This window comes from Bradyrhizobium sp. C9 (genome assembly GCF_002532045.1).
Taxonomy (GTDB): Bacteria; Pseudomonadota; Alphaproteobacteria; order Rhizobiales; family Xanthobacteraceae; genus Bradyrhizobium.
Genome location: NZ_NWTG01000007.1, coordinates 76,914 through 101,082, shown reverse-complemented (window position 1 = coordinate 101,082; position 24,169 = coordinate 76,914). Strand labels below are relative to the sequence as shown.

33 protein-coding genes and 2 pseudogenes are annotated in these 24,169 nt (G+C 64.1%); 15 read left to right on the top strand and 20 right to left on the bottom strand.

The window, feature by feature from the left end:
* On the top strand, nucleotides 1-417 hold the full coding sequence (locus CO675_RS17305) for a pyridoxamine 5'-phosphate oxidase family protein (protein WP_097673112.1): 417 nt from the start codon (nucleotides 1-3) through the stop codon (nucleotides 415-417).
* A 25-nt stretch (nucleotides 418-442) separates the two neighbouring features.
* Here the strand turns inward: CO675_RS17305 and CO675_RS17300 are convergent, their stop codons facing one another.
* The 5 genes from CO675_RS17300 to CO675_RS17280 all read right to left on the bottom strand — a co-directional run bounded on the left by CO675_RS17300 (nucleotide 443) and on the right by CO675_RS17280 (nucleotide 2,484).
* Entirely contained in the window at nucleotides 443-637 is a 195-nt protein-coding gene (locus CO675_RS17300) for a hypothetical protein (RefSeq protein WP_097673111.1), read from the bottom strand.
* Nucleotides 638-745: 108 nt separating this feature from the next.
* Nucleotides 746-1,246 (bottom strand): GNAT family N-acetyltransferase, encoded by a 501-nt coding sequence (locus tag CO675_RS17295; protein WP_097673110.1) that lies wholly within the window; start codon nucleotides 1,244-1,246, stop codon nucleotides 746-748.
* Nucleotides 1,247-1,283: 37 nt separating this feature from the next.
* Entirely contained in the window at nucleotides 1,284-1,670 is a 387-nt protein-coding gene (locus CO675_RS17290) for a hypothetical protein (RefSeq protein WP_097673109.1), read from the bottom strand.
* 311 nt (nucleotides 1,671-1,981) lie between these two features.
* A complete protein-coding gene (locus CO675_RS17285) occupies nucleotides 1,982-2,173 on the bottom strand; it encodes a hypothetical protein (RefSeq protein WP_245452799.1) in 192 nt (63 codons plus the stop codon).
* 71 nt (nucleotides 2,174-2,244) lie between these two features.
* Complete coding sequence (locus CO675_RS17280) at nucleotides 2,245-2,484, bottom strand: hypothetical protein (protein ID WP_097673107.1); 240 nt, start codon at nucleotides 2,482-2,484, stop codon at nucleotides 2,245-2,247.
* Nucleotides 2,485-2,665: 181 nt separating this feature from the next.
* Here CO675_RS17280 and CO675_RS17275 point away from each other — a divergent pair, with 181 nt between their 5' ends.
* Nucleotides 2,666-3,460, top strand: coding sequence for a hypothetical protein (locus CO675_RS17275; RefSeq protein ID WP_143279032.1), 795 nt, complete (start codon nucleotides 2,666-2,668; stop codon nucleotides 3,458-3,460).
* Between the two features lie 118 nt (nucleotides 3,461-3,578).
* Here the strand turns inward: CO675_RS17275 and CO675_RS17270 are convergent, their stop codons facing one another.
* Nucleotides 3,579-3,953 carry a DUF1236 domain-containing protein gene (locus tag CO675_RS17270; RefSeq protein ID WP_143279031.1) on the bottom strand — a complete coding sequence of 125 codons (375 nt, stop codon included), beginning with the start codon at nucleotides 3,951-3,953 and terminating at the stop codon, nucleotides 3,579-3,581.
* Between the two features lie 265 nt (nucleotides 3,954-4,218).
* Here CO675_RS17270 and CO675_RS17265 point away from each other — a divergent pair, with 265 nt between their 5' ends.
* The 6 genes from CO675_RS17265 to CO675_RS40995 all read left to right on the top strand — a co-directional run bounded on the left by CO675_RS17265 (nucleotide 4,219) and on the right by CO675_RS40995 (nucleotide 7,841).
* The gene (locus tag CO675_RS17265; protein ID WP_097673104.1) at nucleotides 4,219-4,662 is read left to right on the top strand and encodes a nuclear transport factor 2 family protein; all 444 of its coding nucleotides are present in this window, start codon (nucleotides 4,219-4,221) and stop codon (nucleotides 4,660-4,662) included.
* Between the two features lie 128 nt (nucleotides 4,663-4,790).
* A complete protein-coding gene (locus CO675_RS17260) occupies nucleotides 4,791-5,051 on the top strand; it encodes a hypothetical protein (protein ID WP_097673103.1) in 261 nt (86 codons plus the stop codon).
* A 198-nt stretch (nucleotides 5,052-5,249) separates the two neighbouring features.
* The gene (locus CO675_RS17255) at nucleotides 5,250-5,684 is read left to right on the top strand and encodes a nuclear transport factor 2 family protein (protein WP_198964636.1); all 435 of its coding nucleotides are present in this window, start codon (nucleotides 5,250-5,252) and stop codon (nucleotides 5,682-5,684) included.
* A gap of 244 nt (nucleotides 5,685-5,928) precedes the next feature.
* Nucleotides 5,929-6,894 carry a hypothetical protein gene (locus tag CO675_RS17250; protein ID WP_198964635.1) on the top strand — a complete coding sequence of 322 codons (966 nt, stop codon included), beginning with the start codon at nucleotides 5,929-5,931 and terminating at the stop codon, nucleotides 6,892-6,894.
* Nucleotides 6,895-7,048: 154 nt separating this feature from the next.
* Nucleotides 7,049-7,471, top strand: a complete 423-nt coding sequence (locus CO675_RS17245; protein WP_097673101.1) for a hypothetical protein — start codon at nucleotides 7,049-7,051, stop codon at nucleotides 7,469-7,471.
* Between the two features lie 229 nt (nucleotides 7,472-7,700).
* A complete protein-coding gene (locus CO675_RS40995; protein ID WP_198964634.1) occupies nucleotides 7,701-7,841 on the top strand; it encodes a hypothetical protein in 141 nt (46 codons plus the stop codon).
* A gap of 97 nt (nucleotides 7,842-7,938) precedes the next feature.
* On the opposite strand, the gene CO675_RS40990 is transcribed toward CO675_RS40995, so the two are convergent.
* The 3 genes from CO675_RS40990 to CO675_RS17235 all read right to left on the bottom strand — a co-directional run bounded on the left by CO675_RS40990 (nucleotide 7,939) and on the right by CO675_RS17235 (nucleotide 9,203).
* Nucleotides 7,939-8,082: a hypothetical protein gene (locus tag CO675_RS40990; RefSeq protein WP_016841369.1), complete on the bottom strand. Its 144-nt coding sequence runs from the start codon at nucleotides 8,080-8,082 to the stop codon at nucleotides 7,939-7,941.
* A 171-nt stretch (nucleotides 8,083-8,253) separates the two neighbouring features.
* On the bottom strand, nucleotides 8,254-8,736 hold the full coding sequence (locus tag CO675_RS17240; RefSeq protein WP_097673100.1) for a MaoC family dehydratase: 483 nt from the start codon (nucleotides 8,734-8,736) through the stop codon (nucleotides 8,254-8,256).
* Nucleotides 8,737-8,744: 8 nt separating this feature from the next.
* Nucleotides 8,745-9,203 carry a MaoC family dehydratase gene (locus tag CO675_RS17235; RefSeq protein WP_097673099.1) on the bottom strand — a complete coding sequence of 153 codons (459 nt, stop codon included), beginning with the start codon at nucleotides 9,201-9,203 and terminating at the stop codon, nucleotides 8,745-8,747.
* A gap of 321 nt (nucleotides 9,204-9,524) precedes the next feature.
* Between CO675_RS17235 and CO675_RS17230 the strand changes: the two genes are divergently transcribed.
* The gene (locus CO675_RS17230) at nucleotides 9,525-9,821 is read left to right on the top strand and encodes a DUF4282 domain-containing protein (protein ID WP_050404422.1); all 297 of its coding nucleotides are present in this window, start codon (nucleotides 9,525-9,527) and stop codon (nucleotides 9,819-9,821) included.
* Between the two features lie 423 nt (nucleotides 9,822-10,244).
* On the opposite strand, the gene CO675_RS17225 is transcribed toward CO675_RS17230, so the two are convergent.
* The 9 genes from CO675_RS17225 to CO675_RS17185 form a co-directional block, all read right to left on the bottom strand.
* Nucleotides 10,245-10,925, bottom strand: a complete 681-nt coding sequence (locus tag CO675_RS17225; RefSeq protein WP_021081815.1) for an AAA family ATPase — start codon at nucleotides 10,923-10,925, stop codon at nucleotides 10,245-10,247.
* Nucleotides 10,926-11,106: 181 nt separating this feature from the next.
* Nucleotides 11,107-11,433, bottom strand: a complete 327-nt coding sequence (locus CO675_RS17220) for a hypothetical protein (RefSeq protein ID WP_097673098.1) — start codon at nucleotides 11,431-11,433, stop codon at nucleotides 11,107-11,109.
* 227 nt (nucleotides 11,434-11,660) lie between these two features.
* Nucleotides 11,661-11,981, bottom strand: coding sequence for a hypothetical protein (locus tag CO675_RS17215; RefSeq protein ID WP_245452798.1), 321 nt, complete (start codon nucleotides 11,979-11,981; stop codon nucleotides 11,661-11,663).
* 618 nt (nucleotides 11,982-12,599) lie between these two features.
* Nucleotides 12,600-14,429 (bottom strand): ABC transporter transmembrane domain-containing protein, encoded by a 1,830-nt coding sequence (locus CO675_RS17210; protein WP_245452797.1) that lies wholly within the window; start codon nucleotides 14,427-14,429, stop codon nucleotides 12,600-12,602.
* Between the two features lie 134 nt (nucleotides 14,430-14,563).
* Complete coding sequence (ccoG, locus tag CO675_RS17205; protein ID WP_097673095.1) at nucleotides 14,564-16,000, bottom strand: cytochrome c oxidase accessory protein CcoG; 1,437 nt, start codon at nucleotides 15,998-16,000, stop codon at nucleotides 14,564-14,566.
* Between the two features lie 5 nt (nucleotides 16,001-16,005).
* Complete coding sequence (locus CO675_RS17200; protein ID WP_097673094.1) at nucleotides 16,006-16,320, bottom strand: metal-sulfur cluster assembly factor; 315 nt, start codon at nucleotides 16,318-16,320, stop codon at nucleotides 16,006-16,008.
* Nucleotides 16,317-16,820 (bottom strand): DUF2249 domain-containing protein, encoded by a 504-nt coding sequence (locus CO675_RS17195; RefSeq protein ID WP_097673331.1) that lies wholly within the window; start codon nucleotides 16,818-16,820, stop codon nucleotides 16,317-16,319. Before CO675_RS17195 ends, CO675_RS17200 begins: the two co-directional genes overlap by 4 nt.
* A 12-nt stretch (nucleotides 16,821-16,832) precedes the next feature.
* On the bottom strand, nucleotides 16,833-18,170 hold the full coding sequence (locus CO675_RS17190; protein WP_097673093.1) for a hypothetical protein: 1,338 nt from the start codon (nucleotides 18,168-18,170) through the stop codon (nucleotides 16,833-16,835).
* A gap of 2 nt (nucleotides 18,171-18,172) precedes the next feature.
* Complete coding sequence (locus CO675_RS17185) at nucleotides 18,173-19,351, bottom strand: NnrS family protein (RefSeq protein WP_097673092.1); 1,179 nt, start codon at nucleotides 19,349-19,351, stop codon at nucleotides 18,173-18,175.
* A gap of 159 nt (nucleotides 19,352-19,510) precedes the next feature.
* On the opposite strand from CO675_RS17185, the gene CO675_RS17180 reads away from it, so the two are divergent.
* Both CO675_RS17180 and CO675_RS17175 read left to right on the top strand, forming a co-directional pair.
* Entirely contained in the window at nucleotides 19,511-19,693 is a 183-nt protein-coding gene (locus tag CO675_RS17180) for a hypothetical protein (protein WP_097673091.1), read from the top strand.
* 18 nt (nucleotides 19,694-19,711) lie between these two features.
* Nucleotides 19,712-19,927 (top strand): hypothetical protein, encoded by a 216-nt coding sequence (locus CO675_RS17175; protein WP_097673090.1) that lies wholly within the window; start codon nucleotides 19,712-19,714, stop codon nucleotides 19,925-19,927.
* Between the two features lie 283 nt (nucleotides 19,928-20,210).
* Here the strand turns inward: CO675_RS17175 and CO675_RS40590 are convergent, their stop codons facing one another.
* The gene (locus tag CO675_RS40590) at nucleotides 20,211-20,384 is read right to left on the bottom strand and encodes a hypothetical protein (protein WP_158231262.1); all 174 of its coding nucleotides are present in this window, start codon (nucleotides 20,382-20,384) and stop codon (nucleotides 20,211-20,213) included.
* 54 nt (nucleotides 20,385-20,438) lie between these two features.
* On the opposite strand from CO675_RS40590, the gene CO675_RS17165 reads away from it, so the two are divergent.
* Nucleotides 20,439-21,239: a Crp/Fnr family transcriptional regulator gene (locus CO675_RS17165; protein ID WP_097673088.1), complete on the top strand. Its 801-nt coding sequence runs from the start codon at nucleotides 20,439-20,441 to the stop codon at nucleotides 21,237-21,239.
* Between the two features lie 2 nt (nucleotides 21,240-21,241).
* On the opposite strand, the pseudogene CO675_RS42005 reads toward CO675_RS17165, so the two are convergent.
* Nucleotides 21,242-21,316: pseudogene (locus tag CO675_RS42005) on the bottom strand (DUF1858 domain-containing protein); the annotation flags it as partial.
* Between the two features lie 220 nt (nucleotides 21,317-21,536).
* Between CO675_RS42005 and nirK the strand changes: the two are divergent.
* The 3 genes and pseudogenes from nirK to ccmE all read left to right on the top strand — a co-directional run.
* Nucleotides 21,537-22,664 (top strand): copper-containing nitrite reductase, encoded by a 1,128-nt coding sequence (nirK, locus tag CO675_RS17155; protein WP_097673087.1) that lies wholly within the window; start codon nucleotides 21,537-21,539, stop codon nucleotides 22,662-22,664.
* Nucleotides 22,665-22,722: 58 nt separating this feature from the next.
* Nucleotides 22,723-23,586, top strand: coding sequence for an SUMF1/EgtB/PvdO family nonheme iron enzyme (locus CO675_RS17150; protein WP_097673086.1), 864 nt, complete (start codon nucleotides 22,723-22,725; stop codon nucleotides 23,584-23,586).
* 111 nt (nucleotides 23,587-23,697) lie between these two features.
* Nucleotides 23,698-24,129: pseudogene (ccmE, locus tag CO675_RS17145) on the top strand (cytochrome c maturation protein CcmE); the annotation flags it as partial.
* Between the last annotated feature and the right edge of the window lie 40 nt (nucleotides 24,130-24,169).

The following is a 24,169-nucleotide window of genomic DNA, read 5'->3' as shown; positions in this document are numbered from 1 at the left end:
ATGACGCGTGCCGAGCTTCTCGCCTTCCTGCGGATGCATCGGCTCGCGGTGATCAGCACGGTCCACGACGGCGCGCCGCAGGCCGCGGTCGTCGGCATCGCGGTCAGCGATGATCTCGAAATCATCTTCGATACGCTGACCACCTCGCGCAAATACCAGAACCTCTGCGCCGATCCCCGCGCGGCACTTGTGGTCGGCTGGGACGCCGAGCAGACCGCGCAACTCGAGGGCATCGCCGACTTCCCGACCGGCGCGGAGCTCGCCGCCTGCAAGCAGGTCTATTTCGCGGCATGGCCCGACGGACCGGATCGCGAGGCGTGGCCGAACATCGGCTATGTCCGCGTGAGGCCGAACTGGGTGAGATTTAGCGATTTTGGCGCGGCGCCGGCGTGGGTTCAGGAGATGCAGTTCGGTTGAAGCGCTATCGCATGGCCGGCGAGCGCTACGGCTGAACGAAGAACACGACATAGATCGCGAAGCCGATCGCCAGAAACGACGCTGCGACGGCAAACCAGTTGTACTTGATGCCGCGCGCCCAGATCGCGTTCTTCGCGAACAGCAGCACGAGCCCAAGAAAGATCGCCGCGAAGATCTTGCCCCAGAACAGCTTCAGAAGGTGTAAGTCCGCGAATGACATCCATGCCCCGGACGATGGCTCTCGCTGAAGCCACGGGCTACTGCCGATACGGGTTGTTATCACGACGGGGCTTGTCATGGAAACGGAGGCCGGCGCAACGGCATCAGATCACGCGACATCGAACGCCGGATGGTAATTGACATCCCCCTTCGGCGGCTCGCCCGTCAGCACCAGCCGCTGAAAATGCGGGCTCGGCTCGCCGCCGTAGGTCAGCGCGGGATCGCTGACGTAGCCGAAGCGGCTGTAATAGGCGGGATCGCCGAGCAGCACGCAGCCGTCGGCATTCAGGGCCGCGAGGCGCGCCAGTCCCTCGCGGATCAATGCACCACCGATGCCCTGGCGTTGCAGGTCGGGCGAGACCGAGACCGGGCCGAGGCCGTACCAGCGGCTGGGCGTGCGATCGATCTCCACCGGCGAGAACGCGACATGGCCGACGATCTCTCCGTCGTCGGACGTCGCCACCAGCGAAAGCGTCAGCGCGCCGGCCTGGCGCAACGCCTCGACGATGCGGGCTTCGGTGCCGCTGCTGTATGGCGCGCCGGCGAATGCCGCCGTCGTGATGCGGCTGATCGCGGCGGCGTCTTCGTCGCGTTCGTCCCTGATCTGCATGCGCGCAGATAAGGCCGATCGGCGGCGAAGCGCAAGCTCAGCCCACGCTGACGACCGCGACCGCCAGCAGCGACATCATGATGGTCGTGGTCATCAGCTGCAGCGAGACGCCCGGCTGGCTGCGCCATTGCGCGATCTTGTCGGGGAAGGTGAGGCTCGCATCGAAGAACGTCGGCGCGTGGATGTGCACGAAGCGTTGCGGGAATTTGGCGGCAAGCCACGGCGTGAGCGCGGCGTAGACCAGCGACGCCAGTACGACGTAGATCGCGGCGCCGTAGCGCTCGCCGACGATTTCCGGCGCGCCGACCATCTTCAGCATCAGCACGGCGGCGGCGAAGGTCGGCAGCCCCTGCAGGATGGCGGTGAGCGCAAAGCCTTCGAGCCGGTTCTGCGCAGGCGATTTCGGTGCAGCGATGGCGTTCATGGCGGCGATCCCTTCTCCATCGGGTGATCCGATGCCGCCACGCTAGCCGGGCGGGACGATGCATGACGTGATGCGGGTCACGCGCGAAGCGGAGGCGCGGCCTAGAGGTCTGTCGATGTGTGAAGCGGGATCTCACCCACGTCGTCCCGGCGAAGGCCGGGACCCATTACCCCGACTGCCTATTGTTGTGCGACGCTGGGGCTCCAGCCCCCTTCAACAACACGACCCTGTGGTTATGGGTCCCGGCCTTCGCCGGGACGACGGCGGAATATGCGGCGACGCCGCGCCCTGCCCTGACCCGATCTCGTACCCTACCCCGACCGCTTGTTGCTGGTGTTCTGGATCAGATTGCCGTGTGCGGCCTGCTCGCGGATGTTGTGCTTCTCGTCGTCGCGGTGGCCCTTGGTGGTGTCGAGGGGAACGCCGGGGGCGCTGCCGGGGCCCTTGTGGCTCCGGTTGTCTTCGGGAACGGGCTGGATGGTCTTGTTCAGCGGCTTCGTCATCATGGTCTCCGTTACGCAAGGAGACAACGCCGCCCGTGCGGGCGGCGTTCCGGACACCTCACAACTCGCCTTTACAGCTTGTCCTGCTGCGCGGGCTGCGCCTGTTGCTGTTGGCGCTGGCGTTCCTGCTCCTTGGCGTGATGGCGGCCGTAGAGGCATCCGGCGGCGGCGCCGAGCACGCCGTGATGGCCGGCATAGTGACCGGCGACGCCACCGACGACCGCGCCCTTGATGCAGCCCTTGGCGTCGGCGGGCGAGGTGGCGGCAATCGCACTGACGGCAATGGCGCAAGCGAGAAGAATCGATTTCATGATACGGCTCCAATGGAATTCTCAAGGCATTAACGGCCAAGCGGCGTTGCCGGTTCCCGCCACGTCGCCGTAGAAATTCGCTGCGCGCCCGTCACGATCATGCTCTAAATGCCGCCGCATTGCGGACAGCGATTTGAAGATCATGCAGACATCACATATTGCCCTCCTCTCGGCATTCGTCTTGGCCCTTCTCGCTCCGGCGATTGGCGTGCCGTTCGTCGCCAGCCCGGCGCGCGCACGGGACGGTGACCGCGCATTGCTCGAGACATTCTGTGCCAGCACCAACATCAAGGGATCGAGCTGCACGCGGGCAAAATCCTATCCGGGCGCTGGAGGCCGCGCCTGCGACGTCAAGCTGACCGATGAGCATTACGCCGGTCGCTTCCTCACCGCCGGCAATCCGCTGCTCGTCGTCAACTATGAAAGCGAATGCGAGCCGCACGCGACCGATTTCGGCGGCGTCGCGCTGTTCGAGCAGGACGGCAAGGCCAATCGCTTCATCCGCTTCCTGCCCGGCGCGCAGGGCCATGATTGCATCGTCGTGCCGAAGGACGAGCAGCAGGATGTGCTGGTCTGCACGGTCGGCCACATGGGCCAGGGCATTCTCGAGAGCGCGGTGGCGCGGATGGAATTTTCCAAAAAGCCCGGCAAGCGGATCGAGATCGCGCCCGACTTCCTGCTCAGGGCCGAGGATGCGGTCAGCGCCTACGGCTCCAATGTCGTGATGTGCAACGAGGGGGCGAAATACTTCGGCCTCTCCAACCTTGCCGCGGGCCCGCGGCGCAACACCGTCGCGGTCGACGTCGACTATGCCGACGATGCGACCATCCGCACCGCCTGCGGCGAAGGCTTTCCCAAGCCGAAGGAGCTGTATCACGACCTGCTGCCCGGCGAGGCCTTCGTGCCGCCGGGCTCCGAGAAGACGAAGCGGTTCACGATCGATCTCGTGACCGGCAAGGCCGCGCCAGCGGAATGATCAAGCGCACCGCGACAGCGAGCCGGCACGATCGCGCCGGCCGGCCCCGGAGGAGCTCAAGGCCTATGGCCGGCGCCAGCCGCCGGCTCACCGTCGCGCGGCCTGCGCTGTTGATCGGCTATTTGGAGACGATGTCGGCGATCTTGTGATCCGACGGATTCACGATCAGCAGCTTGTCCTGCATCATGGCATAGCGATAAGGCCGCACCGCCGGCACGTCGCGGCGGGCCTGGCGCGGCAATGGATAGGTGCTCACATCCGATGGCACGGCGGCGCCGAGTGCAGCGTTGAAGCCGGTCGGCGCGGTCTGGCTCGAGGCGTGACGGCTGACGTCATTCCAGATCGATTTCTGCTGGGCGTCAGTGAGCTGGAGCGTGTCGCTGGCGGCGGACATCTTGTTGCCGGCATGGCCCGACATGTCCCGGGCGGCTGCGGCACTCACGCCGGACAAGGCCAGCAGCGCGGCAACCGCAAGGGGTATGGTGTTTTTCATGAAGTTCTCCTGATCGCGGATGCGTCGCCCGTACTGGACCAATCGAGAGGCGCGCAAGGAGGTTTCATTAATTCGCGGCAACCTGCCGTACTTTGCATGGGGTTGTTTTCGATATTTTGGCAGCCCGCCCGGGCTGCACGTTCCGGTTGCCGAACCTAATCGCGTCTCGTGCGTCAAAACATATGTTTGAGAGTGGATCGCTTCGGTTCACAATGCGGGCCAGGGCCAGTCAAAGGCGAGTCGGACTGAACCGGCGGAGTCGAACATGGGCGAGGATTTGAACCGGCAACGCATCTTGAACTTCCTCGACGTCTATTATGCCGGCGGCATCGAGGGCGCGCTGGATCGCTGCAGCGACGACGTTGCGTTTCTGGCCAACGCCCCGATCGACATTCTTCCGCATATGGGCCAGCACCGCGGCAAGGCCGCGCTGCGCCAGATGTGGACCACGATCCACGAGCGCTATTCCGACATGCGCTACGAGGCGCCGGTGGTGGTGGCCGAGGGCGACAAGGTCGCGGCCCAGCTGCGGGTGTTCTTCCGCAAGCGCAACAACGCCCGCGTCGTGCAGTTCGACGTCGCGGTGTTCTATACGCTGCGCGACGGCAAGATCACCGAGATCCGCGAGATCATCGACACGTTCGACCTCGTCCAGCAGGTGCTGGAGCGTGATGTCGCGGCGGCGCTGACCGGGCAAAGCACGGACTAGCTCCCCGGAAACCTGGGCAATGCATGCGGGCGCCCCCGCCCCACAAATTCGTCCCCGCCAGCGTTGAACCTCAAAAGCCCCGGCGCTGACCTATCACTGGGCTTGTTGCGGTCGGGGCTGAAATCACCATGAAAGTCGCATTGCTCGCTGTGCTTGGCCTTGCACTGGGCGCCCTTGGCGGCGCCGCTCTCGGCATCGGAGCCGGGCTCACCTGGATCGGACTGGCCAAAACCTCAGGTCTCGACAGCGGAACGCTGGTGTTTTTCACCTTCATGCCGCTCGGCGCCGCGATCGGTGGCATCGGCGGCGCGCTGCTGTTTGCGGTGGTGGCGATCCGCGACGCCGAGATCGTGATCGAGCGGCAGCCGCTGCGACAGCGCGACCGCTGAATTGCGGTGACAAGCGGGCGGGCGGTCACATTCCGGTCAGGACCGACGCAATTGTGCATTGCAAAAAAGTCATTTGCGTTTTGGCCGTTCCGCACTATTTGAGGCCGTAATAGTGACGTGCAGCAACCTGGCAGGGCGTCGGCGCTGACCGCCTGCCATTCGTTTGCTTTGACAATCCAGTTTCAGGACGAGACCAAAATGACAGAGCACAGCCTCTGGCGTTTTTCGCGCGCATTGCATCGCGCGATCAACGAACGCCAGCTTGCAGACATCGAGCCGCTGCTCGATGACGAGGTCGAATGGGCCATCTACGGGCCGATCGACCTGTTTTCCTTCTTCGGCTCGCGCCGCGGCAAGGCCGCCGTGCTCGAGGTGATCAGGCAGATCGGCGAGAACCTGAGGATCCACCGCTTCGATCGGGAATCCATCATGCTGGGCGCGGATTCCGCGGCCTCGATGCTGCGCTATTCGCTGACGGCATTGGATTCCAACAAGCCGATCTCGGTCAGGATCGCGCATTTCGCGCAATTCAAGTCCGGCAAGCTCACGAGCTTCCGCGTGCTGGTCGACAGTTTCGATCTGGTCGAGCAGACCGTCGGGTACCCGATCCATCTGCCGCGCATCGCGGTCTGACGGGCCCACGATTTCACGCCTTCGTCATGTCCGGGGCCGCGCCTTGGCGCCAAGGCGCCCCGGCAACTGCGGCCTGTTTTGCCAGCCCCGAGCGGCCGCGCCCCGGGCGGCGCGATGCGCAACGCGCCAAGCGTTCGTCCCGGACATGACGATCACGCCTTGATCAGTTGCCTTCACAGCGCCGCTGCCACAATTTTGCGCCAAGAAAACCGCATGTTGCGGCGCTGGAATTTGCGGGCTGGGAATGACTTCTACATCACGATTTGGCTGGACAAGGCTGCCGGTGCTGGCGGCCGGCTTCAGCGTAGCGATAGCACTTTCGGCCACGGCGCAGACCTCACCATGGCCGGTCGCGCCCGCCGCCCCGGAAATCGCGAAGGACGCAGCAAACGGCACCCCCGCCGATGACGCCGACGCTGCGGCCGACGAGGCGCCGCCGACCCCCGACGCCAATGACGCCGACATCCTGAAGGACATCGACCAGAGCAAGCTCGACTGGAGCCAGCTCGACACCGACTCCACCAGCCTGCCCACGTTGGCACCGAAGAGCGCGGCCAAACGCGGCAGCGTCGCCGGCAACGATCCGTCGTGGTCGACCAACAACAACGCCAACGGCTCGTCGGCGGTGTCGGTCAAGCAGTCGATCTCGCCGTTCCTCGACACCCGCATCGGCGCCGACATGACGGTCGCCAAGCAGGGCACGATGACGACGTCGGAGCAATTGTCGGAGCGGCTCGCCAATGGCGGCAGCCTGCCGCAATCCGGCGGCTCGGCCTGGGCGTCGATCTCGGCGGGCGGCGTGGCTTCGATCTGGGACAAGACCTCGGTCGAGGCGCGGGTCGATCCGGGCGCCGACCAGAGCAAGATCGGCACCTCGCTCAGCAAATCGGTGCCGCTGTCGGAGCAGTATTCGCTGACCTTGCAGAGCGGCTACAATTTGATCCAGCAGGGTGTGGTCCCGGTGCCCGGCGTCGACGGCCATCCGTCGCGCAGCTACGACACCGATCAGTCGGCACGCCTGTCCGTGACCGACACCGGCACCAGCATCACCGCCGGCCAGACGCTGTCGACCGCCGAGGACAGGTGGCTGCGCCGGGTCGGCGCCGAGCAGAAGCTGTTCGACGGCGTCACCGTCTCCGGCTCGGTCGGCGAGACCGCCCAGGGCACGATCAACAAGAGCATCGGCGCCGGCTACAAGCACTCATGGTGAACGATCTGTTAGCCCTGTCGCGCTAATGATCAGGCATTGCCCCAACTTGGCCCAGATGCGGTCAAATTCGGCGGCACTGATAGGTCCGTAACTTCATCAATTCGTCGTGCGGGGGACAAGCCGCGCTTCGCTATTGCGAACCAGGGGAAAGCCGATGAACGCCACCAACCGTACCGAGGAAGCCGAAGTCGAAACGACTTCCGAGGTCGATTCCAACCTTGCTGCGGTCTCGGAAGTCGAAGCCGGTATCCGCGACTTCGTGCGCAACGACATCGCCTATCTGCGCCGGCCGGTGGCGAGCCCTGAGACCGCGCCGACCGACACCAATACCGATGCCACCGTCAGCAACGTCAACTCGCTGATCCAGCGCGTCGCCGGCACCTCGCTCGCCGAGATCGAGAAGCTGATCGGCGAGCTCGAGAGCCTGCGCGACCTGCTGCATGCCGAGGGCCAGCGCGTCCAGCGCGAGATCTCCGGCTATGCCCAGCTCAGCCAGGCGGCGATGAAGTCGACGCGGATGATCGCCGACAACGTCTCGCAGTGGAAGCGCGCCGCCGACGGCCTGCGCAACAGCTGATCCCGATCAGTTTTCAGGGCTGATGGCCGCCGCCTCCCGAACGGGGGGCGGCGGCTTCGTTTTGCCCGGACCGATTGGGCGCTGAACGATTCGTTATTCAGCGCGGTGTAAACTGCGCGGCGTCAATTCTTGCAGAAGCCGATTTTGAACTTGGGGTGCCGAGCCCGCGCCCAATCCGGAATTCGCGTCCGGACCGCGCCCGAGCCGGGCATCCATTTGGAGAGCATTCATGCAGAGCGTCCGGCCGGATAGCGCCGCCGATCCCATACCGCTGCGCCAGCCGCAGCAGGGCATCGGCACGATCATGATCCGGTTCCTCGGCATCCTGGCAGCCGCGACCGTCGTGATGGTGCTGATCTGGAATCGTTAATGTCTGGATCGGGAGAAGTGTGACGCAGCCTGCCGACGGGTCACATTGAAAAGCGCGAATGCGCGCTCCCTCGCGCGCCGACGTCACAGACGGTCGATCAGCGATCGATGCTCGCGGTGGTCTCGAAGGAATAATTGCCGTCGGCAAAGCCCTTCACGACCATTCCGGTAGCCAGCATCACGACAACCGTGACCGTCGCGAAGATGATTCCGACGAGTTTCAGCGCGCTACGATCTGCCATGGTATCCCCAGTAGTGCTTGCCCAGATGTCCGTGCCCGCAAACCATAGGCAGGGACAAAGGTTCAAAATGCGTTAGCAAAAAATCGGTTCCACGCAACGCACAACTACGTCGGCAGCAGAAGTAGCTGCCGACCATGGCGTCCGTGCAACATCAGAGGCGCGGGAGCAACATCAGGAACCCGGATTCCGGCGCGGCACGAAGGCGGTCGCGAGGAACGAGAATACCACCTCATTGCGCTGATTGACGCCGGTATTGCGGGCTTGAATGATGCCCCATTCCGGCCGCTTCTCGGACGTGCGCTTGGTCTCGACCTGGTTGGTGAAGCTGATGGTGTCGCCGGCCAGCACCGGGCGGATCCAGCGCAGCTCGCGGAAGCCCGGCGAGGGTCCCCAGACCGCGACCGTTTCGCCGCGCGCGGCGGCTTCCGCGGCGAGCCGCTTGCCGTCGGCGACGAGCAGCTTCATGCAGACGCTGGCGACATGCCAGCCCGATGCGGCGAGCCCGCCGAACAGCGACTTGCGCCCCTCCTCCTCGTCGAGATGGAAGCGCTGCGGATCGAACTGCGCGGCAAACCGCTTGATGTCCTCGGCGGTAAAGGTAAATGAGCCGAACGCGCGCTGGGCGCCGATCTCCATATCTTCAAAAAAGCGCATGATGTCTCCTATGCGCTCAAAACGTCACGGCGGCTGATCATGATCGGCGCCTCCATCTCGCACAGCATCTCGCCGCGCGCGTTGCGGATCGTGCTCTTGAAGGTGACGATGCCGGTCTCGGGCCGGCTCTTCGAGACGCGCGCCTCAATGACGTCGACATCCAGCGTCAAATCGTCGCCCGGACGCAGCGGCGCCACCCAGCGCATCTCGTTGACCCCGGGCGCGCCCAGCGAGGCGGTGCGGCCGATGAAGCCGTCGAACAGCATCCGCATCATCAGCGAGCCGAGGTGCCAGCCCGAGCCCGACAGGCCGCGGAGCATGGATTTCTTCGCCGCCTCCTCGTCGAGATGCATTGGCTGCGGGTCGAATTCGGCGGCAAAGGCCAGGATTTCCTCGCGCGAAACATGGCGCGGGCCGAACGTGCCGAAACGGCCGGGCTTGAAGTCTTCGAAGGTCAGCGTGGTCATTGGGTGAGGATATGGTGGAGGGAAGCCCGATTGTGGCCGTTATTTGCAGCAATCACAACCAGCCCACTCGCATAGCTCGCCCCTGGACTGCCGGCGCCCGGTCCCGGGCCTGGCTTTGGCGAGACTGATTGGGCTTCTGCGGTATCGATCCCCTTGGGTGCGGCGGCGCTTTGGCGCCGCCCCGAACCATTGGCCCGACGAGACGCCTCGTTCTGACGGACGCCTGCTGCACGGGCTGCCGCGACGAAGTGATCACGCCGGGGGTGACGCAGTAGGATGCACGCGACGCGAATCATATTTCGGCTGGCCGGGAGAACCATGATGTTCGATTTCCAGGATCTGTTTCAGTGGGACCGTTTCATCACGCCCACGATCATCAAGACGTTCTACTGGCTGGTGATCGCGGTCATCGTGCTGTTCGGGATCTCCGGCATCCTGTGGAGCCTCACCGCGATGGCGATCAGCCCGTTCGTCGGCTTCATCCAGCTGCTCGCCTCGATCGCCAGCGTCTTCGTCGGCATCGTGTTCTCGCGCATCGCCGCCGAGTTCATACTGATCGTATTCCGGATCAACGAGCATCTCGGCGCAATCCGCGATCGCGACGGAAGCATGCATTGAGGCTTTCGGCCTCCCGCCGGACGCGGCCCGCCGCCCCCGCTGTGGTTAATCCGAAGTAGCACCCGCGCGAAAATGCCAGCGAAATTCCGGGCGGGATCTTAAAACCGCTCGCGTATCAGTCTCCGCATTGCGCTTAAGATCAACGCGGGGGCGTCGTGAATTCCAGGAGTGGTTTTTTTGCCGTGAGGCCGGGTGCCGAGCCGGGCTTTACGACCGAGGATATTCTATGGGCTGTCGGCATCTGGTCGGTGATCCTGACCCTGGCGCCAGTGATCGCTTTCTATCTGCTGATGGTGGCGTAGCGCCAGCCATCGCGTCATCGCCAAAGTCAGCGAGGCAATCTGCGATTGCCTCGTCGCTTCAGCACGTAAAAAACGCGCGAGTGCCGCGCGTTTCTTTCCAGTTCGAACCAAAGCGGCGTTGTTACGCCGCCTGCTTGTGCATCGCGCCGGACGCCGACGCCGTGCCACGGATCGCCTTGATCGAGCGTTCGATCGCGGCCCACAGCCGGTTGATCTCGGCAGCAGCGCGGCCTTCAGCATAATATTCGCGGGCGCCTTCACCCTGGCCGAGCGCCATCAGAAGGTCGGCGCGGTTGGTGATCTGGCCGCTCCACACCGGTGCGCGGAATTTCGCCAGCGCCTCGCGGGCGATCGCGACGATGCGGCTTTCGGCGCCGTCACGCTGCGCAGGCGCACCGTTGATCACGACGGCATATGGCTTGCGCATCGAACGGCAGGTCTGAATCGTTTCCTGCACCGCGTTGACGTCGAACACGCCGGGCCGCGCCGGAATAATCACCATCGTCGCGTTCTTGATGGAGTCGTCGACCACGGCCGACAGATTCGGCGGCGTGTCGATGAAGACCCATTCGATGCCGTCGCGCTTGGCTTGGGCAATGATCCCGCTGACCGAGTTCACCGCCGTCTTGATCGCCGGCTCGTTGGTGCCGCGCAATTTATGCCAGAGCGTCAGCGAGCCCTGCGGATCGGCATCGATCAGCAGACACGGCTTCGTTGCCTTGTGCACTTGCGCGGCGAGGTGAGCAGCCAGGGTACTTTTTCCCGAGCCCCCCTTACGCGAAGCGAAAACAATCACGTTCATACGTTGGCCTCCAGATTGACCCCAGGAGGCGAAAATGAATCAGCATGCTGATTCGCGAAAGAAGAAACTTCTTGCAATCCGCAAAGTGGCCAAGATTACCGGTGCATTCTGCTTTTTGAGTCACACTCAACTTATGACGCAACCGCAAATGGAAGCGCTAAGCGTTTGATAAGACTCACGCCTAGCGCTTTTCGGCAGTCTTGGCCCGCTGGCGCGCGATCCACTTGCGCTCGACCCAGCCGAGCAATTGCGCGGTCGGTTTCTGCAGGAACGGGACATCCTGCGCGAACAAAAGGAGTCCGAGCGGCAGCATCCAGAGCCCGAGCACCGGCAGGAAGCTGAAGATGCCGCCGATGATCAGCAGGATCGCGAGCGGAATCCGCACATAGCGCGACGACGGCTTGCGCAGCCACGCGACGAAGCGCGCCGGCTTTTCCGGAAGCTTGGCTTCGAACCAGGCGAAGTGCCTATCGATCTCTTGCTTGTCGTATTCGCTCACGCGCCTCACTCCATCCGTTCCGTCGCGAAACGGATTTGGCAAACAACACCAACACCAGAGATGATGCTGCGTGACAGCGTCACAAGGCGTCAGTCTGTCGCGCATGACGGTCTTGAAATTGCCGTGCATGACCCACGACGCTTTCGCGCGAAGCGGACGCCGGCTCGCATCAGGACAGCGCGCCAAACGGGAGACGCTGACGTGCGCACGATGGGAACCAGATCGGCGGGCGAACGTCAGTGGGTGGACTTCTTCGGCTTGTGCGACTTGGAGACCTTCCGCTTGGCAGGCCGCCGCTCGCTCGCCTCACGCGGCTCGGGATCCGCACGGAAGAACACGCGGCAGGCCGGCGACAGCTGAGCCCTGTTCCTGATCATGCAGGCCGTGATGCGATCGACATCGGGAATCTCGGGACCACACAGCCGGAACGCATCCGGCGTACAGGCCTGCTGCTGATCGGGCGTGTAGGCCTCACCTCGTCCCGGCAGCAGCACAGCTGCAAGGGCGATCGCTGATATCAACGCAAACGAAAAACTCCTTGAACCGGCGGTCCCCATGCGTCCCCCAAGGTGGCACTAAGGTGTCGTTAAGGCGTCGTTTCGGTGAGTGTGGGTGAAGCAACGGAGAAGCGCAAGCGGGCGTGATGACACGCCAACGGCGATCAAAGAAAACGATAGGCGATCCGGCGCTGTTCTGACCTTGCGACGTCGCGTTGGATGATCGTGCGGATGGTAGAGTTGGGTGGGCTCGAACGACCGACCTCCTGTTCCACAGGCACAGGTCAGGGCTCCGCCGGGCTTACGCGATTTCCGTCCTTCCTACGAAAATTGCAGTATTATCAAATAATAAGCCTGCCGTTCCCCGCCAGGGCGCGCCTGCAGGCGGCGGACACCCTCCGGGCAATCGCGGATCAATATCTCCGGTACGGCAAGCAAAGGCTTGGCTGACGGCGACACGTCCATGCTCAGCAAGACACTCCCGAGGCGCCGGCGACCTCGCGGCGCGACATGCCGCGAGCCGCGCGAAGTTCGCGAAGACGTTCGCCCAATGTAGTTAGAAAATCGAGATCGCAACACGACGACGACAACGCGCTCGGGTCGAACGAGCGCGCGCTTCGATATAGCGCCCGCTCTTCATCTTCGATGTTCATGGCCTCCGACATCCGAAGCGTCGGCTCAGCTCGTTCCGAACTGCAACCGCGCGAGGCGGGCGTAAAGACCGCCGGCCGAAGACAACTCCTCATGGGTGCCCTGTTCGACGATCCTGCCGCGATCCATCACCAGAATGCGGTCGCAGGACAGGACGGTAGCAAGACGGTGCGCGATAACGAGAGTGGTCCGTCCCTTCATGAGCCCCTGGAGCGCGGCCTGGACCGCGGCCTCGCTCTCGGAATCGAGCGCCGAGGTGGCCTCGTCGAGGAGCAGAAGGGGGGCATCGCGCAGGATCGCGCGCGCGATGGCGATACGCTGGCGCTGCCCACCGGACAGCATGACGCCACGTTCGCCTAGTCGCGTATCAAGTCCTTCCGGCAGCATGGCCAGAAACCCGGAAGCTGAGGCCAGGTCGGCGGCGCGCTCTACCTCAGCATCCGTCGCGGAGGGGCGCCCGAAGCGGATGTTGTCGCGGGCGGAGGCGGCGAAGATGACCGGATCCTGCGGAACCAGGGCGATACGCGAGCGGATTTCTTCGGGGTCGGCCTCGTGGACGGCAGCTCCGTCGAGCGAGACCAATCCCGAACTCGGATCGTAGAACCGCAGGAGAAGGTGAAACAGCGTACTCTTGCCGGCCCCGGACGACCCGACGATGGCGATTTTCTCACCGGAGCGCACGGAGAATGCGACGTCGTCAAGCACCCGGACGTCCGGCCTTCCCGGATAGGCGAAGCTGACGCCTTCGAACGCCACGCTTCCCTGACAGGCCAGCGGCAGGTCCAACGGCCGGTTCGGGGCTGCGATCTCGGGCTTGAGGCGAAGTATCTCGAACAGGCGCTCCGCTGCACCCGAAGCCGCGGACACCTCGCCCCAGACTTCGCTGAGCTGGCCGAGGCTCGTCGCAGCCAGGACCGCGTAGAGTATGAATTGACCGAGACGTCCGGCGCTCATCGCTCCCATCGCCACGTCGCGAGAGCCGGCCCAGAGAATGACCACAACACTGCTAAACACGATGAAGATCACGATCTGGGTCAGAACGGCCCTCGCCCGGGTCGAAACGCGAGACGCCTCGTAGGCTTCGTCCACCTCGCGGCCGAAGCGATCGGTCGCGATCGCCGCGCCGTTGTAGGCCTGTACCGTTCTGATCGCGCCGATCAGCTCCGAAGCGTAAGCGGTTGCATCAGCGAGCGTATCCTGAGCGTTGCGGGACAGCCGCCGGACCCATCGACCGCAAGCGATCAGGGGGATCACGACGGCAGGGATGACGAGCAGGACCATTGCGGAAAGCTTCGGGCTTGTGACCATCATCATGACGATTGCCCCGAGCAGCATGATCAGGTTGCGCAAAGCCACGGAAGCGGATGCGCCGACCGCCGCCTTGATCTGCGTGGTGTCTGCCGTCAGCCGCGAGGTGAGATCGCCGCTGCGCGATTGATCGAAGAAAGAAGGCGACAGTCGAAGCAAATGACCGAAGACATCCCGCCGGACGTCAGCCACCACGCGCTCACCCAAAGTCGCCACGAAATAGTATCGGCAGGCGCTGGCGCAGGCCAGCACGGCCACGACCGCGATCATGGCCGCGAAGTAGCCGTCGATCGCCGAAAGGCCGTCCGGATCGAAGCCGAAATCGACCATCCGGCGTGCCGCCACCGGGATAGCGAGCGTTGTGACCGCTGCGACCGTGAGCGACAGGAATGCGAGCATCGCGCGTCCGCGATAGCGGGCCACGTAGGGAAACAGCGAAACCAGAGGACGCAGGCCGCTGCGCTTCGTCGAGATCGCATCACGCTTCTTCGCGAACCCACCTGACCGGGAGGAGGCGGCGTACGGTTCGAAGTGTTCGACAGTCGTCATGCGCATGCTCCAAGTGGTGACCGACTTAGGTCCGTTACGACGGGGCTTGCAAATCCGGTAAAGCCCTAATCCGGGTTTCTACGGTCTCCGAAGTAGTCGAACTCGGCGCTCATCGGATCGGCCGAGAGGCGCGGTCATCGATCGACGAATCTGTCCTTTGCCGAAAGGACGGCATCGGTCTCGTCCCGGGCTGTGAATACGACGTCGCCCTGACCGTCCGCCGCCCCTGTCAAAGTGACCCGCAACGCTTCGGAAGTCTCGGGGCCGATCACAACGGACGAACCTGTCTGGACGCCCACGATGGCAAGTTTGGCGTCGACGCCGCTGACGGACAGCGCGTAGGCGTGGGGAGCCGACGACTTGTTCAGAAGCTTCACCGTGTAGGCGTTACGCAGCGAGCCGTCCGAGAGCTTGACCGCCACGGGATCCCGGTCGTGCTGGACCGAAAGGATCGCCGTGGTCTTGGTCGCGAACGCAACCGTGATGATGCCGGCAAGCGCGAGGCTTGCGACCGTCAGGCCGATCGTCTTCGGCCGCACCAGACGGTTGACCGGCGCCTCCTTCCGACGGCCTCGCTCGATGTTGCTCCAGCTTTCGTAGTCAATTAGACCACGGGCACGGCCGAGTTTGGACATGACCCCGTCGCAGGCATCGACGCAGAGCCCGCAGTTGATGCATGCGAAGTTCGGTCCCTCGCGGATGTCGATACCGATCGGACAGACGGCGACGCACTGGCCGCAATCGACGCAGTCGCCGGCGGGCTTGCCCTCGAGCCGGACTGCCGCGGCCTTCTTCGCGGACATCCGCAGTTCACCGCGGTAGTCGCGATAATTGACAGTGTACGCCTCCGGATCCCAGATCGCGCCCTGCAGCCGGGGCCACGGACACATGAAGGTGCAGACCTGGTCGCGCGCGAAGCCGGCCAGGCCGTAGGTCGTGCCGGCGAAGACGACGATCCAGGTCAACGCGTTCGTGGACACCTCTCCGGAAGCAAAGCCCCGCAGCAGGCCCGGCGCATCGGTGAAGTAGAAGATCAGCGTACCACCGGTCGCGAAGGAGATCAGCAGCCAGGCCGCGTGCTTCGCGACGATCTGAGCCGCCCGCTTCGGAGTCACGGGCGCACCTCTATTCTTCAGGCGCAGGCGGCGATCACCTTCGATCAGCCGCTCGACCAGCAGGAACAGGTCGGTCCAGACCGTCTGCGGACAGGCGAAGCCGCACCACAGGCGGCCCGCAAGCGCATTGGTCAGGATCAGGATGGTGGCCGCGAGCACCAACAGGCCGGTGACGAGATAGAGGTCCTGCGGCCAGATCTCGACGAAGAAGGCGTAAAGGCGGCCATTGGCGAAATCGAGCAGGACAGCCTGGTCCGGTGCGTTGGGCCCGCGGTCCCAACGGATGAACGGCGTGACGTAGTAGATCGACAACGTCAGGAGCAGGACGCCCCACTTGATCCGGCGGATCGTACCCCTGACGGACTGGGGCGCGACCGGCTGACCGGCGGCGACTGCGGCCTTGGCACGGGTCTTGGCGCGGGTCTTGGCGTGATCGATCTCGATGGTAAGGGCCATGGCGGTCAGTTCACTGCGGCGAAGCCGAGAGAGGCCCGGACGGCGGGTTCGATGTGAGATGGATCCCATGCCGGCTCGAAAGTCATCGTCACTTCGGCAGAGACGACCCCTGAGACGGCGGACGCGGCAGCCTGTGCCCCTTCCCTCAGGAAACCGGTCGCCGGGCATCCTGGGGTCGTCGCCGTCATCGTGATCCGGACCGCCCCTGCCTCGGCGGTGACGTCGTAGACAAACCCGAGATCGACGATGTTCTCGCCGAGTTCCGGATCGATCACGACCCGCAGCGCATCGCGCACGCGGTCGACGAGTTCACTGGTCATGAGGGGGCCCGGACGGTCAGTTCGTAGGCGGTGCCGTCCGAAGTGAAGCCTCCGAGCCAGCGGAAACCACGCTTTTCGAGTTGCGGAAACAGGAACACCGGCTCCCGGCGCAGCAGTGCCGACAATGTCTCGCCGGGCCCGAGTTTGTCCGCTTCCGCGAGGATCCGGACCATCGGCTCCGGAGGGTCGAGATCTCGGTTGTCCAGCGTGACGGCGGGGTCTGGCCAGTTGTCGAAGTTCGATGCCGCCGCCGCGGGCTCATCGGGCTGCGTCTCGGCGGGAGTGAAGAGGACTTCCCACTCGCCGCCTTCGAGAGCCTGTTCGGTGTGCGCGAAACCTTTCTTCTGCATCACCGCGAACAGAGGAATCGGCTTGAACGTCGCGTAAAGGCGCAATCCCTGCCGCGGTGCGAGGTTCTCCAGCGCCGACATGATCACCGAGAACGGCTCGCCTCCGGCGCGCAGGATCGGACGGACGTCGACGTCGATGTACTGGATCATGATATTCATCTCTCATTTTCTTGCGAACAGAAGGTGCGGGGCGACCACGCCGACGGGTAGCCGCAGCGGTCTAGCGACGTCGGCAAGCCGACGGATCCGAACGATTTCGTGGACGATGCCGGCCACGCAGACGGTCATTGCTGCTGCGGCCACGCGCAACGCCGCCGGTTCGCCGCCCAGCAGAGCCGCCGTACCGGCCCAAACGGCCGCATAGTAGATAACGAACCATTTCGTCGCCCGGTCCTCGGCAACGAGATCCTGGACGCGCGGGGTCGGAGCGCGCCCCATCACGGGGCCATAGGTCTCCAGCCAGGTCAGGAACGCGACGATCTTGTAGAGTTTCGCGAGGACCAGACCCGACAGCCAGCCGAAGATCGCGAGGAAAGCGAACGCGCCCACATTGGCGAGAAAGGCGTCGAACGCGACGAGCGCGATTCCGAGCAGTGCCACGCCTGCAAGGCTCGCGAACGACAGCGTCGCCATCCGCATGTTGAGCTCGAGATGGCGACGCTTGCGGTTGCTGAAGATGCCGGCGACGTCTCGCCCGTAAAGGGCAGCCGATGCGATGCCAAGGACCGCAGCGATCGACAGCACGATCTGCAGACCGGCGGCGAGCCCGACCGCAAGCGCTCCGCCCGCCACGGCGAAGGCAACGGCCAGCGCCCCCACGGCGAGCGTGACGCCGCTTTGCCGGTCGTCGACGTCGGGCGCCAGCATGAACATTGCCAGAAGACGGTAGCTGACGCCCATGGCGGTCAAGGTAAGCCAGCCGCCGAGACCGGCGACGGCGTGCAGCGGGATGCCGCTTGCGAGAACCACTCCTCCCACCGACCCCGCCCACCCGGCGAGCGCGAACGCGAAAATCGCACCGAACGCTATGGTGGCACACAGTGAAGCCAGTCCCACAAGGACGAAGCGAGCCGGCCCGGTTGGACGCAGCCAAGCCGTCAAACCGAGATCGAGGACAACCAAACCGAAGCCTGCGACGAGCACTATGGCACCGAGTGGCAGCAACCAGAGCGCTGGCGGGAGGCGGCCGCCCAGGCAAAGAAATCCTCCGAGCAGCGATAGAAGCCCCACCGTCAACAAGGCAAGCGCCGGCAAGGCCCATTTGTCGGAAAACAGCGGCTTGGCAACCAGGACAGGCACGAATTGGAACAACGCTCCGCACATCGCAAGGCTCAACCATCCGACGCAGATCACGTGAACGAGAACGAGAGTGTCGGGCGACGCGATGTCGCCAGCGGGATAGCCGACGCCAGCGACCAGCAGACCAAGCGCGACGAACAGCCACGCGAGCGCCGCCGCGAAATAGGTCATCGTCCATCGGGATATGTTCGTGCCGATCATGATCAGAACTTCCGTGCGCAGCAGAGAAGCGGCGCGTAGGCGACCACGAAACCGAGAAAGGCAAACGTCCATGCGATGCCGGACACCATCAGAAGGGGAACGGAGTGGCTCGGCTCGATCGCGGCGCAGACACGTGCGACGGCGGCGATCACGATGGCGGCGTAGACGGCTTGAACGAGCCCTGAAGCCTTGAGCGCCTGTCCCGTATGTCCGAGCGATGCGCGCGTCATTACCGCGATCGTCATCGAGCCAATCGCGCCTCCGGTCCAGGCATGCAGGCCCGCACCGGGGGCGACGAAATCGACCGCGGAAAGCCCAGAAAGAAAGAAACCAACAGGCACGAAGGCGTAAGCAACATGCAGGATCAAGACGAGGCGATCGGAGAAGGTCCGGTCTCCGGCCCAACGCACCAGACGAGCAAAATGCAATAGACCGGCGGCTGCAAGAGCGCCGGCCGTCGACCGACCCGTCGGGAACATCACCCATGCGGCCATGGCGCAGACGCCGGCGACCATCGCGATCGCGTCGAACCGATTGAATGGAACTGGTAGTCGTCCGGGCGCGCGGCGCGCGAGCCAGTTGCGCGTGAAGCTCGGCACGATCCGGCCGCCGATAACGCAGACCAGCGTGACGACCAGGGCCACACCGGCGCGCGTCGAATACTCTGCAAGGCCGGTGATATGAGCTTCGATATGGAAGACGATGTTCGCGACGGCAAGCAAGGAGACGATCGCGACGACCTTCAGGTTGTTCCACTTGCGCCCGATGACGATTTCCCGCGCAGCCGCAGCCGCGAGAAGAACCAGAAAAGCGGCGTCGATCGCGAGCGCGGCTCGCCAGCCGATCATATCGGAGAACGACGTCGCGGCCCGTCCGGCGACCCAGGATCCGAACAGCAGCGCGAGCGGCACTCCCTGGATCGGCAGCCGTCCCGTCCAATTGGGGATCGCGGTCAAGAGAAAGCCAGCAACGACGGCGCCCACGTAGCCGAACAGCATCTCGTGGACGTGCCAGTCCCGCGGCGCGAACGCTGTCGGCAGCGAAACATGGCCGGCAAAGATCGCAAGCCACAACGGAATCGCCGCGCCGGCATAGACGGCGGCGAACAGGAAGAACGGTCGGAAGCCATGCGACAGGAGCGCCGGTCCTCGGTAGTTCCTCAACTTCTGCATCGTCGTCATGGTCGCCGTTCCCGATCGAATAGACGCCAGATTAGATGCGTGCCGTCGGCCTCTCTTTGTCGGGGCGCAAACTAGCTCCTCATTCGCCGATCCGTTTGATCCACGACAAAGATCGGATCGGCACTCGGGCTATTTTCGGACCGTCAAACGGAGGGCGAGATGCGGATTTTCGAAAGACTACGCGGCAAGGGCCGGAACGACAGCGGCATCGAGCGGAGGCTCGTCGAGACCGTCGTCACGGACCTCCTCCGCCACGTCGACGATGAAGTTCCCGCAACGATCTTGACCGGCGCCAAGCCGAACTGCTGCACCTGCTGCTCGGCGGAGGCGGAGAATCGATAGCTCAGCAAGGAGACAGAATTGTCCGCTTCGGATATCGCCAGGCATCACTTCGATGCCGCCCTCAAGCAAGCCGATGCCACGGGCGTCGAGCGTGAAGGTCTATGCCGCGCGTTACTCGGTTTGGTCGTGTCCCAGTATCTGGCCACCAGAGGTGTCGCCGATGTGCAGTCCGAACTGCACTTCGTCGCCGACAACTGCGATCCGGACACCGATTTCATGTTCATGCGGCCGTAAGCTCGATCGATGACACTCTTGCGTCAGATCAATGCGGCCTCCGTTTCTTCGAGACGAACATGGCTCGATGTGCGCCTCTTGCTCGCGCGCCGGATGGCTTCCGATCGCGCTGACCCCTGAGGATTGCGAACGCGAACTCGGCAACATACACACGGCCGGGATCGAACACCCCTTCGCTTCCCGGGTCGGCGCCCGTTCCGGCGTCTGGTACAACGCATGGACGGACGAGGCAGGCCTCGTCCATCCGACGCACTGGGGCGAATGGCTGCGATAGCCGCAGCGATCACTTGGCCGCGGTCCTGCTCGCTTCGAGCTTGTCGAACAGCGTCGCGAACACCTGCTTCGCCTTGCCGACCTGGGGCACGGCCCTGGCTTGATCGAGGCCGCTTCGAGGTCCCGGAGATTGCGCCAGCGCAAGTTTCTGGACGGTTTGCCGGGGTAAGAAGCAGGCGAGCATGTCGAGGCTTGCTCCCAGGCGGGTAGTCTCCCGGCCTTATCTGAGGGGTTTCCTATGGCCGCAGTCGACCGATCGCTGGTCGCTAATCTGTCCATGTTCGCGGGGTTGTCTCCCCCCGAGCAGGACGAGTTGCTGCGCGAGGCACGTTCGGTCCGTTACATCAAAGGTAGCGCGGTCTTCGACCAAGGCACTCAAGCCGACCGCTTCTTTCTACTGCTGCACGGCCACCTTCGCGTCGAGAAGACGACACCGCAAGGTCAGCAGACCGTGGTACGCTACGTCTCCGCCGGCGAACTCTTCGGCGTGGCGCAAGCCATGAACATGACGCACTATCCGGCGACGTCTGTCGCCGCCGTCGACAGCATCGCGTTGGCGTGGCCGTCGTCGTCGTGGCGGCGCCTGATCGTCAAGTATCCGACGCTTGCCGCGAGCGCGCTACAGACGGTCGGCAGCCGCCTTCAGGACACCCAGGCACGCGTGATCGAGATCTCGAACGAGCAGGTCGAGCAGCGGGTGGCGCATGCGCTGCTGCGCCTGGCTAAGCAGGCCGGAAAAAAGGTCGATGCCGGCGTCGAGATCGACTTTCCGATCAGCCGACAAGACATCGCCGAGATGACCGGAACGACGTTGCACACCGTCAGTCGGATCCTCAGCGCCTGGGAAAGCGAGGGGCTGGTCGAGGGCGGCAGGCAGCGCATCGTGCTGCGCGACGCGCACCGGCTGCACGGTCTCGCCGAAGGCGACGAAGCCATCCAGGTACGCCGGCGCGGACCCCAGGCAGCCGCGTCCAGTATCCTTGGCAGAAAGACTTCGGCATCAACGGAGTGCTCGGCACACGCCTCGGCGATCGAGTGAAATGATGCAATCGGACAGCCGACGCATCGCATCCCAAAATCCAGGAAAACGCGGATCGAGAGCGGCCAACGGTGCATCACGTCGTCGACGGACATCTCGGTGCTTGGGATTGCATTCTTTGCCATGCAGCCACTGTAACCGGTCGCGCTCGAGCTCTCTTTGCTCCTGCGCAAATTCTCCGTCGAACAACCGTTTCGTAGATCCATCGCGAACGTTGTTCCAGCACAAAGAGCTTCGGGTCCGCATGGTTCAGCATCCACCTATCGAATTGCAGAGATCAACCGATGGAGAGCGATCATGCTCACGCGAAGGACTGCACTGATGGGCGCCGCGATCGCGGCGTTGATGATGACGGCACCGGTCGTCGCGGAGACTGCGGACGAGCTGAAGCTTCCGCGCGAGAAGGTGACGCTGGTGGCGCCGCCCGCCGTGCATCCTCACGAGCAGGCGACCAAGTCAGGCCCCAAGATCATCGAGTTCAAGCTGACGATCCGCGAGAAGGAGGTCGTGATCGATTCTGCAGGGACCAAGTTCTGGGCGATGACCTACGACGGCTCGATGCCGGGCCCGATGATGGTGCTGCACGAAGGCGACTACATGGAGCTCACGCTGGTCAATCCCGAGACCAATTCCATGCCGCACAACATCGACCTGCATTCGGCGACGGGAGGCCTCGGCGGCGGCGCGTTGACGAAGGTCAATCCGGGCGAGCAAGTGAAGCTGCGCTGGAAGGCGACGCGTCCTGGCGTGTTCGTCTACCACTGCGCGCCCGAAGGCATGATCCCCTGGCACGTCGTGTCGGGCATGCACGGCACCGTCATGGTGCTACCGCGCGACGGTCTGAAGGACGGCGCGGGCAAGTCGCTGCACTACGACAAGATCTACTACATCGGCGAGAACGATCTCTACGTGCCGAAGGACGAGAACGGCAAATACAAGACCTATGAGACGGTCGGTGAATCCTATGCAGACACGACCGAGGTCATGCGCAAGCTGATTCCGACGCATGTCGTTTTCAACGGCAGCGTCGGCTCGCTTACCGGCAAGAACGCCATGACCGCGAAGGTCGGCGAGACCGTGCTGATCGTGCACTCGCAGGCCAATCGCGACACCCGTCCGCACCTGATCGGGGGCCACGGCGACTACGTCTGGGAGACCGGCAAATTCAACAATCCGCCGGAGAAGGACCTCGAGACCTGGTTCGTCCGGGGCGGTTCGGCCGGTGCCGCCCTCTACACTTTCCGCGAGCCTGGAATCTACGCCTACGTGAACCATAACCTGATCGAGGCGGTCGAACTGGGTGCCGCCGCACACTTCAAGGTCGAAGGAAAGTGGAACGATGACCTGATGAAGCAGGTCACCCCTCCCAGCCCCGTCCCCCCCGACAAGGTCGGCACCGCCGATCCGGTGGCCGTCACCCGGTAGGTGGCGTCGAGCGCGGCCCGCGGTTCGCCGCGGGCCGTTCTTCTTAAGGAGACCCGTGATGCTGATGCTGATGAAGATCAAGATCGCGATGCTCGTCGGCGCGCTGGCCGCGCCCGTGCTCGCGACCGTTCTTGCGCCTCCGCCCCAGGTCGATCCGGAGGGGATCAGCCGCCTGGCGCCAGCCTCCTTCAGCTACCGCGCCGCCGGCGACTTCTCGCGAAGCGGCAAGCCGGTGGAGGGGCCGCTGCGCGGGCTCGGCTCGCCGACGGAGCTGCTCGTCATGAAGCGGCAGGTCACGGTCGCGGAATATGACCGATGCGTCGAAGAAGGCGCCTGTCCGCGCGTCGGATCTCAGTCCGGACGACGAGACGTTCCGATCGTCGGCGTCAGCTGGCACGACGCTTCAACTTACGCAGCTTGGATCTCTCTGAAGACGGGCGTCACGCATCGGCTGCCAACCGACGAGGAGTGGACGTTCGCCGCGGCCGAAAAGGCGCGCGACGAAGCCCTGCCGCTCGTCGATCCCGCCGACCCCGCCCAGGCATGGATCGCCCGCTACGAAACCGAATCGAACCGTTCGAGACCGGCCGAGACCGCTCCGCAGCCCGGCGGCACATTCGGGACCAATAGCAAGGGCCTCGACGACCTGGCCGGCAACATCTGGGAGTGGACGGATACTTGCTTCATCCGCGCCTCGTTGGATGGGAACCGCGAGCAGGTGACGAACACCAATTGCGGAGTACGCGTCGTGGAAGGGGCCCATCGCGCCTACATGACCGATTTCATCCGCGATCCGAAGTCGGGCGGTTGCGCGGCCGGGGTTCCGCCGACGAATCTGGGCTTCCGTCTGATCGTCGAGCGTCCCGGAGCTGCCGTCGCCGACGCTTTCCGCAAAGCCGTGAAGCTGCTGCGGCGGGCGTAGACAATTCGGACCCCATCTTGAGCTGGCGCAAGGTCCCGCCGCGGCTCAGCCCCTAGAAGGGCTGTCGCAAGAGCCTTCGAGCGCACGGCGCAAAACCGATCGCGGCAAGACATGAAACGCAGACAACGACGGATGGTGATGATCGGAAGTTCGCTCGCGGTGCTCGCCGTCGCGACGGGACTCGTCCTCAACGCGCTCCGCGACTCCATCGTGTTCTTCACGACACCCACGATGGCGGCGGAGAGGCACATCGTAGCGGGCAAGCGCTTCCGCCTCGGCGGGCTGGTCCAGCCGGGCTCGCTGACGCGCGGAGACGGTCTGGCCGCCACGTTCAGTATCGCTGATGGAGGAGGCAGCATCCCGGTGAGCTTCAGAGGCCCCCTCCCCGATCTGTTCAGGGAAGGCCAAGGCGTCGTCGCCGAAGGCGCTCTGGACGGGGCTGGCGTGTTTCGCGCCGACACTGTCCTGGCAAAGCACGACGAAAACTACATGCCCAGGGAGGTGGCCGACGCTCTGAAGAAGCAGGGTCATTGGAAGAACGACACGCCTTGAGAGACACGGCCTTGACCTGTCCGGCGCCCCT

What these genes read in the sequence shown, in the direction of transcription:
- CO675_RS17255 (WP_198964636.1), top strand. Translation starts at nt 5,250, where the DNA reads ATGACAGAGCACAGCCTCTGGCGTTTTTCGCGCGCATTGCATCGCGCG.
- CO675_RS40995 (WP_198964634.1), top strand. Translation starts at nt 7,701, where the DNA reads ATGCAGAGCGTCCGGCCGGATAGCGCCGCCGATCCCATACCGCTGCGC.
- CO675_RS17165 (WP_097673088.1), top strand. Translation starts at nt 20,439, where the DNA reads ATGGCCGCAGTCGACCGATCGCTGGTCGCTAATCTGTCCATGTTCGCG.
- CO675_RS17195 (WP_097673331.1), bottom strand. Translation starts at nt 16,820, where the DNA reads ATGATCCAGTACATCGACGTCGACGTCCGTCCGATCCTGCGCGCCGGA.
- CO675_RS17240 (WP_097673100.1), bottom strand. Translation starts at nt 8,736, where the DNA reads ATGCGCTTTTTTGAAGATATGGAGATCGGCGCCCAGCGCGCGTTCGGC.
- CO675_RS17230 (WP_050404422.1), top strand. Translation starts at nt 9,525, where the DNA reads ATGTTCGATTTCCAGGATCTGTTTCAGTGGGACCGTTTCATCACGCCC.
- CO675_RS17180 (WP_097673091.1), top strand. Translation starts at nt 19,511, where the DNA reads ATGCGGATTTTCGAAAGACTACGCGGCAAGGGCCGGAACGACAGCGGC.
- CO675_RS17280 (WP_097673107.1), bottom strand. Translation starts at nt 2,484, where the DNA reads ATGAAATCGATTCTTCTCGCTTGCGCCATTGCCGTCAGTGCGATTGCC.
- CO675_RS17265 (WP_097673104.1), top strand. Translation starts at nt 4,219, where the DNA reads ATGGGCGAGGATTTGAACCGGCAACGCATCTTGAACTTCCTCGACGTC.
- CO675_RS17245 (WP_097673101.1), top strand. Translation starts at nt 7,049, where the DNA reads ATGAACGCCACCAACCGTACCGAGGAAGCCGAAGTCGAAACGACTTCC.
- CO675_RS17200 (WP_097673094.1), bottom strand. Translation starts at nt 16,320, where the DNA reads ATGACCAGTGAACTCGTCGACCGCGTGCGCGATGCGCTGCGGGTCGTG.
- CO675_RS17190 (WP_097673093.1), bottom strand. Translation starts at nt 18,170, where the DNA reads ATGATCGGCACGAACATATCCCGATGGACGATGACCTATTTCGCGGCG.
- CO675_RS17300 (WP_097673111.1), bottom strand. Translation starts at nt 637, where the DNA reads ATGTCATTCGCGGACTTACACCTTCTGAAGCTGTTCTGGGGCAAGATC.
- CO675_RS17250 (WP_198964635.1), top strand. Translation starts at nt 5,929, where the DNA reads ATGACTTCTACATCACGATTTGGCTGGACAAGGCTGCCGGTGCTGGCG.
- CO675_RS17215 (WP_245452798.1), bottom strand. Translation starts at nt 11,981, where the DNA reads ATGGGGACCGCCGGTTCAAGGAGTTTTTCGTTTGCGTTGATATCAGCG.
- CO675_RS17305 (WP_097673112.1), top strand. Translation starts at nt 1, where the DNA reads ATGACGCGTGCCGAGCTTCTCGCCTTCCTGCGGATGCATCGGCTCGCG.
- CO675_RS17150 (WP_097673086.1), top strand. Translation starts at nt 22,723, where the DNA reads ATGCTGATGCTGATGAAGATCAAGATCGCGATGCTCGTCGGCGCGCTG.
- ccoG (WP_097673095.1), bottom strand. Translation starts at nt 16,000, where the DNA reads ATGGCCCTTACCATCGAGATCGATCACGCCAAGACCCGCGCCAAGACC.
- CO675_RS17225 (WP_021081815.1), bottom strand. Translation starts at nt 10,925, where the DNA reads ATGAACGTGATTGTTTTCGCTTCGCGTAAGGGGGGCTCGGGAAAAAGT.
- CO675_RS17285 (WP_245452799.1), bottom strand. Translation starts at nt 2,173, where the DNA reads ATGACGAAGCCGCTGAACAAGACCATCCAGCCCGTTCCCGAAGACAAC.
- CO675_RS17185 (WP_097673092.1), bottom strand. Translation starts at nt 19,351, where the DNA reads ATGACGACGATGCAGAAGTTGAGGAACTACCGAGGACCGGCGCTCCTG.
- CO675_RS17235 (WP_097673099.1), bottom strand. Translation starts at nt 9,203, where the DNA reads ATGACCACGCTGACCTTCGAAGACTTCAAGCCCGGCCGTTTCGGCACG.
- nirK (WP_097673087.1), top strand. Translation starts at nt 21,537, where the DNA reads ATGCTCACGCGAAGGACTGCACTGATGGGCGCCGCGATCGCGGCGTTG.
- CO675_RS17295 (WP_097673110.1), bottom strand. Translation starts at nt 1,246, where the DNA reads ATGCAGATCAGGGACGAACGCGACGAAGACGCCGCCGCGATCAGCCGC.
- CO675_RS17270 (WP_143279031.1), bottom strand. Translation starts at nt 3,953, where the DNA reads ATGAAAAACACCATACCCCTTGCGGTTGCCGCGCTGCTGGCCTTGTCC.
- CO675_RS17260 (WP_097673103.1), top strand. Translation starts at nt 4,791, where the DNA reads ATGAAAGTCGCATTGCTCGCTGTGCTTGGCCTTGCACTGGGCGCCCTT.
- CO675_RS17290 (WP_097673109.1), bottom strand. Translation starts at nt 1,670, where the DNA reads ATGAACGCCATCGCTGCACCGAAATCGCCTGCGCAGAACCGGCTCGAA.
- CO675_RS17210 (WP_245452797.1), bottom strand. Translation starts at nt 14,429, where the DNA reads ATGACGACTGTCGAACACTTCGAACCGTACGCCGCCTCCTCCCGGTCA.
- CO675_RS40990 (WP_016841369.1), bottom strand. Translation starts at nt 8,082, where the DNA reads ATGGCAGATCGTAGCGCGCTGAAACTCGTCGGAATCATCTTCGCGACG.
- CO675_RS40590 (WP_158231262.1), bottom strand. Translation starts at nt 20,384, where the DNA reads ATGCTCGCCTGCTTCTTACCCCGGCAAACCGTCCAGAAACTTGCGCTG.